Source organism: Amycolatopsis sp. FBCC-B4732 (assembly GCF_023008405.1).
Lineage (GTDB): Bacteria > Actinomycetota > Actinomycetes > Mycobacteriales > Pseudonocardiaceae > Amycolatopsis > Amycolatopsis pretoriensis_A.
This window is the reverse complement of sequence record NZ_CP095376.1, coordinates 3289480-3302085: the sequence shown is the minus strand read 5'-3', so window position 1 is coordinate 3302085 and position 12606 is coordinate 3289480. Positions and strand designations below refer to the sequence as shown.

Annotated in this window: 10 protein-coding genes; 6 read left to right on the top strand and 4 right to left on the bottom strand. The window is 70.9% G+C overall.

Going from position 1 to position 12606, the window contains the following annotated elements; all coding sequences use genetic code 11:
* On the top strand, positions 1 to 834 hold the full coding sequence (gene fdhD, locus MUY14_RS14195) for a formate dehydrogenase accessory sulfurtransferase FdhD (protein WP_247023460.1): 834 nt from the start codon (positions 1 to 3) through the stop codon (positions 832 to 834).
* Here fdhD and MUY14_RS14190 read toward each other — a convergent pair.
* From MUY14_RS14190 to sucC, 3 genes are read right to left on the bottom strand one after another with little or no spacing between them, the layout of a single operon-like run.
* Positions 822 to 1817 (bottom strand): LysR family transcriptional regulator, encoded by a 996-nt coding sequence (locus tag MUY14_RS14190; RefSeq protein WP_247023459.1) that lies wholly within the window; start codon positions 1815 to 1817, stop codon positions 822 to 824. The two genes, fdhD and MUY14_RS14190, sit on opposite strands and share 13 nt — an antisense overlap.
* Entirely contained in the window at positions 1817 to 2695 is an 879-nt protein-coding gene (gene sucD, locus MUY14_RS14185; RefSeq protein WP_247023458.1) for a succinate--CoA ligase subunit alpha, read from the bottom strand. The genes MUY14_RS14190 and sucD overlap by 1 nt, the downstream gene beginning before the upstream one ends.
* A 3-nt stretch (positions 2696 to 2698) precedes the next feature.
* A complete protein-coding gene (gene sucC, locus MUY14_RS14180; RefSeq protein WP_247023457.1) occupies positions 2699 to 3844 on the bottom strand; it encodes an ADP-forming succinate--CoA ligase subunit beta in 1146 nt (381 codons plus the stop codon).
* 285 nt (positions 3845 to 4129) lie between these two features.
* Between sucC and MUY14_RS14175 the strand changes: the two genes are divergently transcribed.
* From MUY14_RS14175 to MUY14_RS14160, 4 genes are read left to right on the top strand one after another with little or no spacing between them, the layout of a single operon-like run.
* Entirely contained in the window at positions 4130 to 5866 is a 1737-nt protein-coding gene (locus MUY14_RS14175) for a thiamine pyrophosphate-binding protein (RefSeq protein WP_247023456.1), read from the top strand.
* Positions 5867 to 5880: 14 nt separating this feature from the next.
* Positions 5881 to 7110 carry a formyl-CoA transferase gene (gene frc / locus MUY14_RS14170; protein ID WP_247023455.1) on the top strand — a complete coding sequence of 410 codons (1230 nt, stop codon included), beginning with the start codon at positions 5881 to 5883 and terminating at the stop codon, positions 7108 to 7110.
* On the top strand, positions 7111 to 9255 hold the full coding sequence (locus MUY14_RS14165) for an acetate--CoA ligase family protein (RefSeq protein ID WP_247023454.1): 2145 nt from the start codon (positions 7111 to 7113) through the stop codon (positions 9253 to 9255).
* Positions 9256 to 9270: 15 nt separating this feature from the next.
* Positions 9271 to 10647 (top strand): OFA family MFS transporter, encoded by a 1377-nt coding sequence (locus MUY14_RS14160; protein WP_247023453.1) that lies wholly within the window; start codon positions 9271 to 9273, stop codon positions 10645 to 10647.
* Between the two features lie 31 nt (positions 10648 to 10678).
* On the opposite strand, the gene MUY14_RS14155 is transcribed toward MUY14_RS14160, so the two are convergent.
* Complete coding sequence (locus MUY14_RS14155) at positions 10679 to 11416, bottom strand: GntR family transcriptional regulator (RefSeq protein WP_281506294.1); 738 nt, start codon at positions 11414 to 11416, stop codon at positions 10679 to 10681.
* Between the two features lie 182 nt (positions 11417 to 11598).
* Here MUY14_RS14155 and MUY14_RS14150 point away from each other — a divergent pair, with 182 nt between their 5' ends.
* The gene (locus MUY14_RS14150; protein ID WP_247023452.1) at positions 11599 to 12594 is read left to right on the top strand and encodes a 2-dehydropantoate 2-reductase; all 996 of its coding nucleotides are present in this window, start codon (positions 11599 to 11601) and stop codon (positions 12592 to 12594) included.
* The last annotated feature ends 12 nt before the right edge of the window (positions 12595 to 12606 follow it).

Here is a 12606-nt window from a genome sequence, read left to right as displayed (position 1 = left end):
GTGGGGCGGATGACCAGCAGGCGCCCGGTGGTACGCGTCCGCGACGGCGCGCACACCACCCGGCCGGACACGCTCACCGTCGAGGAACCCCTCGAAATCCGGGTCGGCGGCAAGGCCCTGTCGATCACGATGCGCACGCCGGGCGACGACTTCGACCTCGCCGCGGGCTTCCTCGTCGGCGAAGGCGTGGTCCGCGCGGCCACCGACATCCGGGCGATCCGCTACTGCGCCGGCGCGACGGCCGACGGCGGCAACACCTACAACGTCCTCGACGTGACACTCGCCGACGGCGTAGCACCGCCGGACGCGTCGGTCGAGCGCACCTTCTACACGACGTCGTCGTGCGGCCTCTGCGGCAAGGCGAGCCTGGACGCCGTCCGCACGACGGTGCCGTGGCCGGTCGCCGCGGACCCGTTCACGACGGACCCGGCGACGCTGGCCGCCTTTCCGGACGAACTCCGCGCGGCACAACGGGTCTTCGACCGCACGGGTGGCCTCCACGCGGCGGGCTTGTTCGACGGCAACGGCGAGCTGCTGTGCCTGCGCGAGGACGTCGGCCGGCACAACGCGGTGGACAAGGTCGTCGGCTGGGCCACCCGCGACGGCAAGCTGCCCCTCCCGGGCACGGCGCTGATGGTGAGCGGCCGGGCGTCGTTCGAGCTGGTGCAGAAGGCGGTGATGGCGGGAATCCCGTTGCTGGCCGCGGTTTCGGCACCGTCGTCGCTGGCCGTGGACCTGGCCGCGGAGCTGGGGCTGACGCTGGTGGGGTTCCTGCGGGGGACGTCGATGAACGTCTACACCCGACCGGACCGCCTGGGCCTTCAGCCGAGCTGACCGAGCACCGCCCCGACCGCGGCGTCTTCGGGTGACCGGTGCACGGCGGCGAGCTGCCACGGGGGAGGCCGGTCGAACCGCCGGACGGTGAGCTCGGGAAACCGGGTGACGACGGAGACGGGCAGGACGCAGGCGGCGAGCCCGGCCTGCACGATCCTCGCGGCGGCGGCGAGATCGTCGACTTCCAGGGGCGGCCGCCGGCCGGGGAACGCGCGGTCGACGGCTTCGCGGATCGCCCAGCCGAGCGGGAAGCCGACGAGCGTGAGGCCGGAGACGTCCGCGTGAGCGGAGCGTGCCCCGCCGGGAGCGGTGGCGAGAACGAGCTCTTCGGCCGGGAGCGCGGTGGTGACGAGCCCGGCACCGCGGCGGCCGGCCGGCGCGGCGCCGGGGGTGTCGGAGACCGCGGGGGCGGGCTTGCCGGAGGTTGCGCTGCCGTTGGCTGGAGGCGGCGCGCTGGAGGTGGCATCCGCCACCGTGCCGAGCGGGCCGGAGAAGGCGCGGTGGCTCCCGGAGCCGGCCGGTTCGCCGGCTGGTGCCGTGCCCAGCGGGCCGGGTAGCGCGGTCAGCAGCAGGTCCACTGTGGACTCCGCCACCGCGCACCTCGCCTCCCCGGGCGGCAGCTGGCGGACCTCCACCCCCAAACCCGGGTGCGCGTGCCGCAGCTTCGCCAGTAGCCGGTGCAGGTCCGCCAGCAAGCCGGGGCACATCCCCACCCGTACGCACCCGCCCAGCGGGGAGACCGCCGCGCGGGCTCGCTCCGCCGCCTCCAGCGCCGCCCGCGCGGCGGGCACGAAAGCCTCGCCGGCGGGCGTCAAAACCACCCGGTGCGTTGTCCGGTGGAACAGCGGCGTGCCCAGGTCCCGCTCCAGCGCGCGCACCACAGTGGACACCGTCGACTGCACCGTCCGCAGACGCTGGGCCGCCGCCGTGAAACCGCCCTCCTCGGCGACCGCCACCGCCACCGCCAGCTGGCGGAGGTCCATCACAGCACCTCGCGGACCAGCGCTGCCGTCTCGCTCGGGGTCCGGCCCACGCGGATGCCGGCCGCCTCCAGCGCTGTCTTCTTCGCCGCCGCCGTGCCTGACGAGCCGGAGACGATCGCGCCCGCGTGGCCCATCGTCTTGCCTTCGGGGGCGGTGAATCCCGCGACGTAGCCGACCACCGGCTTCGCCACGTTCGCCTTCACGAAGTCCGCCGCCCGTTCCTCCGCGTCGCCGCCGATTTCGCCGATCAGGACGATGACGTCGGTCTCCGGGTCCTTTTCGAACGCTTCGACCGCGTCGATGTGCGTCGTCCCGATGATCGGGTCGCCGCCGATGCCGACGCACGTCGAGAAGCCGACGTCGCGCAGCTCGTGCATGAGCTGGTAGGTCAGCGTGCCGGACTTCGACACCAGGCCGATCCGGCCCCGGCCGGTGATGTCGGCCGGGATGATGCCCGCGTTGGAGCGGCCGGGGGAGATGATGCCCGGGCAGTTCGGGCCGATGATCCGCGTCCGCCCGCCCGCGGCGACGGCGTGTGCCCACAACCGCGCGGAGTCGTGCACCGGGACGCCTTCGGTGATCACCACCGCGAGGCCGATGCCGGCGTCCACCGCTTCGATCACCGCGCCGGCGACGAACGGCGGCGGCACGAACAGCACGCACACGTCGGCGGCGGCCGAAGCCATCGACTCCGCGACGCTGCCGAACACCGGCAGCGAACGGCCGGCGAGCTCCACCGTCTGCCCGGCCTTGCGCGGGTTCACCCCGCCGACGACGTTCGTCCCGGCGGCCAGCATCCGCCGGGTGTGCTTGGCGCCTTCGGAGCCGGTGATACCGGAGACGACGATCCGGCTGGTCTCGTCCAGGAAGATGGCCACGGGTCAGACCTCCGCGATCGCGAGCTTCGCCGCCTCGCGGGCGGCGTCGTCCATGGTGGCCACCACGGTGACCAGGGGATGGGCGGCGTCGGCGAGGATCCGCCTGCCTTCGGTGACGTTGTTCCCGTCGAGCCGCACCACCAGCGGCTTGGTCGCGCGCGAACCCAGGACCTCCAGCGAGCGCACGATCCCGGTCGCGACGGCGTCGCACGCGGTGATCCCGCCGAAGACGTTGACGAACACGCTGCGGACCTGCGGGTCGCCGAGGATCACGGTCAGCCCGTTGACCATGACTTCGGCCGAGGCGCCGCCGCCGATGTCGAGGAAGTTCGCCGGGCCGCGCGCGCCCGCCTCCGCCGCGGCCGAGGCGACGACGTCCAATGTGGACATGACCAGGCCGGCGCCGTTGCCGATCACGCCGATGTCGCCGTCCAGCTTGACGTAGTTGAGGCCCTTCGCGTGCGCCTCCCGTTCGAGGGGATCGCCGTCCGCGGAGTCGTCGAACGAATCGGAGCGCCGGAAGTCCGCGTTGTCGTCCAGGGTGATCTTCCCGTCCAGCGCGACGATCCCGGCCGACGTCCTGGCCAGCGGGTTGACTTCGACCAGCGTGCAGTCCTCGGCGACGAACACCGCCCACAGCTTCTCCACGACCCCGGCCACTTCGGCCCGGACGTCGGCGGGGAACGCGGCCGCGACCTCGGCCGCGTCGACGCCGGTCAGCGGGTCGACCGGGACGCGCCGGAGTGCCGCGGGGTCGGTGGCGGCCACCTCTTCGATCTCCATCCCGCCGTGCACGGACGCCATCGCCAGGAACGTCCGCCCGGCGCGGTCGAGCAGGAAGGAGACGTAGTACTCCTCGGCGATCTCACCGGCTTCGGTGACGAGGACGCGGTGGACGGTGTGGCCCTTGATGTCCATCCCGAGGATGTCGTCGGCGGCCTGCTCGGCGTCGTCGGCTGTGTGCACCACGCGGACGCCGCCCGCCTTGCCGCGGCCGCCGGTCTTCACCTGGGCCTTGACGACGACGGATCCGCCGATGGCCGCGGCCGCGGACCGGGCTTCGGCCGGCTCGGCGACGACGCGGCCGCGGGGGACGGGGACGCCGTGCTTCTCGAAGAGATCGCGGGCTTCGTGTTCGAAGAGATCCATGCGGGGGCTTCCTTTCCACGGCGGGGCAGGGCAAGGAGGTCCGCCGTGTCCGGGCGTGCGGTGACGGTCCGCGGGGGCGGGATCGAGGCCCGGGAAAAACCCTGCGGATAGCCCTGGACACGGGCTGCTTGAGAGGTGACTATATGCCTACCCCATACGGTATGCAATCTACAGTCTGCCGCGAAGAGGCCGCTGACCTCGAAGGACGCCGGCAGCGGCGCGAGCGGACCCGGAAACGGACCGCCGGACAAGAGAGATCCGGTGGCGGACCAGAGGAGTTGAGCGATGGCGCTGACCACGACCGGCACGACCGCGGGGGAGAGTGCCCGTGCGACGAACGGCGCCGAGCCCGCGCCGGCCGAAATCTCCGGCGGGCACCTGGTGGCGAAAGCCCTGAAGGCCGAAGGGGTCGACACGATCTTCACGCTGTGCGGCGGCCACATCATCGACATCTACGACGGCTGCGTCGACGAAGGCATCGAGGTCATCGACGTCCGGCACGAGCAGGTCGCCGCGCACGCCGCGGACGGCTACGCGCGGATCACCGGCAAGCCCGGCTGCGCGGTCGTCACCGCCGGTCCGGGCACCACCGACGCCGTCACCGGGGTCGCGAACGCGCTGCGCGCGGAAAGCCCGATGCTGCTCATCGGCGGCCAGGGTGCGCTGACCCAGCACAAGATGGGGTCCCTGCAGGACCTCCCGCACGTGGACATGATGGCGCCGATCACCAAGTTCGCCGCGACCGTGCCGCACACCGCCCGCGTCGCCGACCTCGTCTCGATGGCCTTCCGCGAGGCCTACGCCGGTGCGCCGGGCCCGTCGTTCCTCGAGATCCCGCGCGACGTCCTCGACGCGCGGGTGCCGCTCGACCAGGCCCGGATCCCCGAAGCGGGCCGCTACCGCGCGTCGACGAAGAACGCCGGCGACCCCGCCGACATCGAGAAGCTCGCGGACCTGCTGGTGCACGCCAAGAAGCCGGCCATCCTGCTCGGCAGCCAGGTCTGGACCACGCGGGCGACCGGCCCGGCGACCGGCCTCGTGCGCACGCTGAACATCCCGGCGTACATGAACGGCGCCGGCCGCGGCACGCTGCCCCCGGGCGACCCGCACCACTTCCAGTTGTCCCGCCGGTACGCCTTCGACAACGCCGACGTCATCATCATCGTCGGCACCCCGTTCGACTTCCGGATGGGCTACGGGAAGCGGCTTTCGAAGGACGCCACCGTCGTCCAGATCGACCTGGACTACCGCACGGTCGGCAAGAACCGCGACGTCGACCTCGGCATCGTCGGCGACGCCGGCCAGGTGCTGGCCGCGGTGGCCGAGGCCGCGTCCGGCCGCACCGACAACGGCGCCGCCGGCCGCAAGGCGTGGCTCGAAGAACTGCACGCCGTGGAAGACAAGGCGAAGCGGAAGCGGCTGCCGCTGCAGCACTCCGACGCGAGCCCGATCCACCCGTACCGGCTCGTCCACGAGATCAACGAGTTCCTCACCGAGGACTCGATCTACATCGGCGACGGCGGCGACATCGTCACCTTCTCCGGCCAGGTCGTCCAGCCGAAGTCGCCCGGGCACTGGATGGACCCCGGTCCACTCGGGACGCTCGGCGTCGGCATCCCCTTCGTCCTGGCCGCCAAGCACGCCCGCCCGGACAAGGAGGTGGTCGCCCTGTTCGGGGACGGCGCCTTCAGCCTCACCGGCTGGGACTTCGAAACGCTCGTGCGGTTCGACCTGCCGTTCGTCGGGATCGTCGGCAACAACTCGTCGATGAACCAGATCCGCTACGGCCAGGCCGCGAAGTACGGCGTGGGGCGCGAGCGCGTCGGCAACACCCTCGGCGACGTCCGCTACGACGAGTTCGCCCGGATGCTGGGCGGCCACGGCGAAGAGGTCCGCGACCCCGCCGACATCGGGCCGGCGCTGCTGCGGGCGCGGGAGTCCGGCAAGCCGTCGCTGATCAACGTCTGGGTCGATCCCGACGTGTACGCCCCCGGAACCATGAACCAGACCATGTACAAGTGAGCGGAGGCCAAGGCATGGGTAAGGCACTGGAGGGCGTGCGCGTCCTCGACATGACGCACGTGCAGTCCGGTCCGTCGTCGACGCAGCTGCTCGCCTGGCTCGGCGCGGACGTGATCAAGCTCGAAACCCCCGGCCGCGGCGACATCACCCGCGGGCAGCTGCGCGACCTGCCCGGGGTGGACAGCCTCTACTTCACGATGCTGAACGCCAACAAGCGCAGCATCACGCTCAACATGAAAAGCGACGAGGGCAAGGAGATCTTCGAGAAGCTCGTGTCCGGGGTGGACGTCCTGGTCGAGAACTTCGGCCCCGGCGTCGTCGACCGGTTCGGCTACCCGTGGGCGAAGCTGTCCTCGCTCAACCCGCGGCTGGTCTACGCCTCCATCAAGGGGTTCGGACCCGGCCGCTACGCCAACTTCAAGGCCTACGAGGTGATCGCGCAGGCCATGGGCGGCGCGATGAGCACCACCGGCTTCGAAGCGGGCCCGCCGACCGCGACCGGCGCGCAGATCGGCGACTCCGGCACCGGCATCCACCTGGTGGCCGCCATCCTCGCCGCGCTGTACCAGCGGACCTCCACCGGCCGCGGCCAGCGCGTCCAGGTCGCCATGCAGGACGCCGTGCTCAACCTGTGCCGGGTCAAGCTGCGCGACCAGCAGCGGCTCACCCACGGGCCGCTCGGGGAGTACCCGAACGAGAACTTCGGTGACGAGGTCCCGCGCTCGGGCAACGCTTCCGGCGGCGGCCAGCCCGGCTGGGCGGTGAAGTGCGCGCCCGGCGGCCCGAACGACTACATCTACGTGATCGTCCAGCCGCCCGGCTGGGCCCCGCTCGCCCGGCTGATCGGCAAGGGCGAGCTGGCCGAGGACCCGGCGTGGGCCACCCCCGAGGTCCGGCTGTCCAAACTGGACAAGATGTTCGCGCTCGTCGAGGAGTGGACCGAGAAGCACAGCAAGTGGGAGGTGATGGAGAAGCTCAACGCCTGCAACATCCCGTGCGGCCCGATCCTGTCCACTAAGGAGCTGATCGAGGACGAGACGCTGGCCGAGCTCGGCTCGGTCGTCGAGGTGCCGCACCCGGAACGCGGCGCCTTCAAGACCGTCGGCTGCCCGCTGAAGCTGTCCGACTCGCCGGTCGAGATCGAACGGTCGCCGCTGCTCGGCGAGCACAACGTCGAGGTGCTGGCGGAGCTCGGTTACGGCGAAGCGGAGCTCGAGAAGTTCCGCGCCGCGGGGGTGATCTGAGTGGCGGATCGCGTGGCGGTCGAAAAGATCCTCGACCAGGTGGCGGCCGAAGGGCGGTCCGCGCTGACCGCGCCCGAGGGGCGTGCGGTCTGCGACGCATACGGTATCCCGACCCCGGCCGAGCGGCTGGCGGCTACGGCGGCCGAAGCCGTCTCGCAAGCCGAGGAGATCGGGCTGCCGGTGGTGCTCAAGATCGTCTCCCCGGACATCCTGCACAAGACCGAGGCCGGCGGGGTGCTCGTCGGCCTGCAGGACGCCGAAGCGGTGAAGGCGGGTTTCGAGAAGATCGTCGAGAACGCGAAGGCGTACGACGCCGGCGCGCGGATCGTCGGCGTCCAGGTGCAGCAGATGCTCACCGAGGGCCAGGAGGTGATCGTCGGCTCGGTCACCGACCGGACCTTCGGGAAGGTCGTCGCGTTCGGCCTCGGCGGCGTGCTGGTGGAGGTGCTCAAGGACGTCACCTTCCGGCTCGCGCCGACGACGGCCGAGGAAGCGCTGTCGATGGTCGACGGTATCCAAGCGGCCGAGATCCTGCGGGGCGTGCGCGGTTCGGATCCTGTCGACCGTGCCGCCCTCGCCGCCGTGATCACCGGGCTCGGCGAGCTCGTCACCGACTTCCCCCAGCTGTCCGAAGTGGACCTCAACCCGGTGCTGGCCACCGCGCGCGGGGCGACCGCGGTCGACGTCCGCATCCTGGTCGACCCGGACGCGGCGAAGGAGCCGCAGCGGTTCACCCAGGAGGAGATCCTGGCGTCGATGACCCGGATCATGAAGCCGGCGTCGATCGCGGTGATCGGCGCGTCCGCCGAGGCCGGGAAGATCGGCAACTCGGTGATGAAGAACCTGGTCGGCGGCGGCTACGCGGGGGAGATCCACCCGATCAACCCGAAGGCCGCCGAGATCCTCGACCGCAAGGCCTACGCCGGCATCGCCGACGTACCCGGCGACGTCGACGTCGCGGTCTTCGCCATCCCGGCCAAGTTCGTCCCCGCGGCGCTGGAAGAAGCCGGCAAGAAAGGTGTCGCCGGCGCGATCCTCATCCCGTCCGGCTTCGGCGAGACCGGCAACATCGAGCTGCAGGACCAGGTCGTCGCGATCGCGCGCAAGCACGGCGTGCGCGTCCTCGGTCCCAACATCTACGGTTACTACTACACGCCGGAGAACCTGTCGGCGACGTTCTGCACCCCGTACGACGTCAAGGGCGGTGTGGCGCTGTCATCCCAGAGCGGCGGCATCGGGATGGCGATCCTCGGCTTCAGCCGCTCGGCGAAGATGGGCGTCTCCTCGATCGTCGGCGTGGGCAACAAGGCCGACATCGACGAGGACGACCTGCTCACGTTCTTCGAGCACGACGAGAACACCGAGCTCATCGCCATGCACCTGGAGGACCTCAAGGACGGGCGGGCGTTCGCGGAGACGGCGAAGCGGGTCTCGCGCCGCAAGCCGGTCGTCGTGCTCAAGGCCGGCCGGACGTCGGAAGGCGCCAAGGCGGCCAGTTCGCACACCGGCGCGCTGGCCGGCGACGACAAGGTCTACGACGACATCCTGCGCCAGAGCGGCGTGGTGCGGGCGCCCGGCCTCAACGACATGCTCGAGTACGCCCGCGGCATCCCGCTGCTGCCGACGCCGAAGGGCGAGAACGTCGTCATCATCACCGGGGCCGGCGGTTCGGGCGTGCTGCTGTCGGACGCCTGCGTCGACAACGGGCTGCAGCTGATGACGATCCCGCCGGACCTCGACACGGCGTTCCGCGAGTTCATCCCGCCGTTCGGCGCCGCGGGCAACCCGGTGGACATCACCGGCGGCGAACCGCCCTCGACCTACCGCGACACGATCGCGCTGGGCCTGGCGGACGACCGGATCCACGCGTTGATCCTCGGCTACTGGCACACCATCGTCACCCCGCCGATGGTGTTCGCCGAACTGGTGTCCGAAGTGGTCGGGGAGTACCGGGCGAAGGGCATCCACAAGCCCGTCGTCGCGTCGCTGTCGGGGGACGTCGAAGTCGAGGAGGCGAGCGATCATCTGTACGACCGCGGCATCGTGGCGTATCCGTACACGACCGAGAAGCCGGTGGCGGTGCTCGGCGCGAAGTACCGCTGGGCACGGGCCGCGGGCCTGCTTTCGAACCTGAGTCGACGATGACGAAGGAGAACTTTCATGACTGCAGCCACTTACCGGGAGATAGTTGACGAGAACGGCAGAACCTACCGGATAGGGGAGTCACCGCACGACATCATGGGGCGCTCCCGGGGCTTCATGGTCTGGCTGCCCTGGATCGCCATGATGGCGGTCAGCGTGTTCGAGTACGGCTGGGGGGCAGTCGAAGGCACCCTGGAGGAGAAGTACGGCTGGACGCTGTCGGACGCGTTCTGGCTGGCGAGCATCTGGGCGGTGTTCCAGGCCGGGGTGGCGTTCCCGGCCGGACGGCTCCGGGAGAAGAACATCGTCTCGGCGAAGACGGCCATGCTGGCCGGCGCGGTGTGCAGCGGCATCGGCTACTTCACCATCGCGCACAGCGGGAACCTGACGGTGGCGTTCATCGGCTACTCGGTGCTCGGCGGCACCGGCGCCGGGCTCGTGTACGCGACCTGCATCAACATGGTCGGCAAGTGGTACCCGGAGAAGCGCGGCGCGCGGACCGGGTTCGTCAACGGCGGCTTCGCCTACGGTTCGGTGCCGTTCATCTACCTGTTCAGCGCGTTCCTCGGGCACGAGAACGTCACCGGGGTGCTGGACGGGATCGGTCTCTACATGCTGATCGTCGTCGGCGTCTGCGGGTTCCTGTTCAAGGACCCGCCGAAGAGCTGGTGGCCGAAGGAGATCGACCCGCTCACCTGGGCGAAGAACAAGTCCGGGGTGAAGAGCCTCGCCAAGAACCCGCCGGCGGTCCGGCAGTTCACCCCGGTCGAGGCGATCCGGACCGGCATGCTCCCGCTGATGTGGGTGTGCCTGGTGATCATCGGCGGGGTCTCGCTGTTCGGTATCAACTTCCAGGTGCCCTTCGCGAGGGAAAGCCACTTCGGCGCGTTCGTCGCGGCTTCCTCGGCCGGCGTGCTGGCGATCGTGAACGGCACCGGCCGCGCGGTCGTCGGCTGGGCGTCGGACAAGATGGGGCGGCGGCAGACGCTCTCCGTGGTGCTGGTCATCGCGGCCGGCGCGCAGTTCGGCGTGCTGTACGCCGGGAACACGCACAACCTGTTCTTGTTCATGGTGTTCGCGTTCCTGACCGGGTTCGGCGGCGGGGCGTTCTACCCGCTGTTCGCGGCGCTCGTGCCGGACTACTTCGGCGAGAACAACAACGCGTCGAACTACGGCCTGGTCTACAGCGCGAAGCTCGTGGGCGGCGTCGGCGGCGGCGGACTCGCCGCGGGCGTCATCAGCGCGTGGGGCTACACGGGTGCGTACGTCCTCGCCGGGTGCATCGCGCTCCTTTCGGCGGTGCTGACCCTCTTCCTGCGCCAGCCCGGCCGGCCGCGCCACCAGCTCGCCGAAACCGAGCTGGTGGCGCGGCCTTCAGCCGCCGCCAGCGGCTGAGCACCCGGTTCGCTCCCCGGTCCCGCGGCCATCAGGACCGGGGAGCCTCCGGGCGTTCGTGGTAGGCCTGGCGCGTCCGTTCGGTGTGCTTGGCCATGATCTGCTCCGCGGCTTCGGTGTCCCCGTCGGAGATCGCGTGGATCAGCTCGTCGTGCTCGTTCCACGCGTCGCGGCCGCGGGGCCGGGCGATCGGCGTGTAGTACCAGCGGACCCGGCGGTCGACCAGGCCGATCAGTTCCGCCAGCACGGCGTTCCCCGACAGCTGCGTGATGAACGCGTGGAGGGCGGCGTTGGCCGCGACCAGGCCTTCGGTGTCGTCGGCGTGCAGGGCCTGGACGCCGACCTGCTGCAGGTCCCACAGGCGCCGGACGTCCTGCGGGGTCGCGTTGCCGGCGGCGAGCTTCGCGGAGTGCGTCTCCAGCACGCTGCGGACGCTCAGCAGCTGGTCGGCCTCCTCGTCGGTCGGCAGGTGCACGAACGCACCCTGCGCCGGGCGGAGGTCCACCCAGCCCTCGCTCTGCAACCGCTGCAGGGCTTCGCGGACGGGCTGCCTGCTGACGCCCAGGTACTCCGCCAGGTCGGCTTCGACCAGGTGCTGCCCGGGTTCGAGGGTGCGGTTGATGATCAGCTCGGCGAGGGCTTCGTAGACGACCTGCCGCAGGGGCGCGGGCCGTTCGACGCGCTTGGCGGCGGTCGAGCTGAGCGAGCCCTTGGCCGTGCGGCGGCCGGACGGGCCGCGCTCTGGAAGCGGGGATGCGGGCTGGCTCACGGGACACCTCGAAGGGGAGAGGAAAGCGATCTTCTGCGATCAGGATACAGGTTTTGGTATGCAAAATCCCAGACTCTCACCCGCTCGGGAGTTTTCACCGCGAGGAGCACAAAGCCTGTTCAGCGCTGTGGATCCAGGATACTGTATGCAATCACGTGCTCGACCGAAGCGGGAGGCACATCATGAAGGTGGCTGTTCTCGGGGCCGGGGCGATCGGTGCCTACGTCGGGGCCGCGCTGCACCGCGGCGGGACCGAGGTGCACCTGATCGCCCGGCGTGCCCACCTCGCGGCGATGCGCGAGCACGGCGTCCGCGTGCTCAGCCCGCGCGGCGACTTCACCGCGCACCCCCACGTCACGGACGACCCGGCCGAAGTCGGCGAAGTCGACTTCGTCTTCCTGGGCCTCAAGGCCAACTCCTACGCCTCGTGCGGGCCGCTGCTCGCACCGCTGCTCGGTCCCGAGACGGCGATCGTGGCCGCGCAGAACGGCATCCCGTGGTGGTACTTCCACGGCCTCACCGGCCACCCGCTCGAAGGACGGCGGGTCGAGACCGTCGACCCCGGCGGCTCGGTGACCGAGGTGCTCGAGCTGCGTCGCGCCATCGGCTGCGTCGTCTACTGCTCGACGGTCATCGAGGAGCCGGGCGTGATCCGGCACCTCGAAGGCACCCGGTTCTCCCTCGGCGAGCCGGACGGCGAGATCTCCGCGCGCTGCAAGGTGCTCAGCGCGGCGATGATCGCCGGCGGGCTCAAGGCGCCGGTCGAACCCGACCTGCGCACCGACATCTGGGTCAAGCTGATGGGCAACGTCGCCTTCAACCCCCTGTCCGCACTGACCCGGGCGACCATGGCGCAGATGTGCGAGCACGACGACACACGCGCGCTCGTCGCCACGATGATGACCGAAACCCTCGCCATCGCCCGCGCCGCGGGCAGCGACCCGCAGGTCTCGGTCGAGAAGCGCATCGACGGCGCCTGGCGCGTCGGCCACCACAAGACGTCGATGCTGCAGGACCTCGAAGCCGGCAAGCCGCTCGAGACCGACGCGATCATCGGCGCCGTCGTCGAGCTGGCGGCGCTGACCGGCGTCCCCGCGCCGGCGCTGCGCCACGTCCACGCCGCCATCGGCCTGCTCGGCCACACCAGCACGACGCCCGTCCCCGTCGGGTCGCACTGAACCGGAGGTACC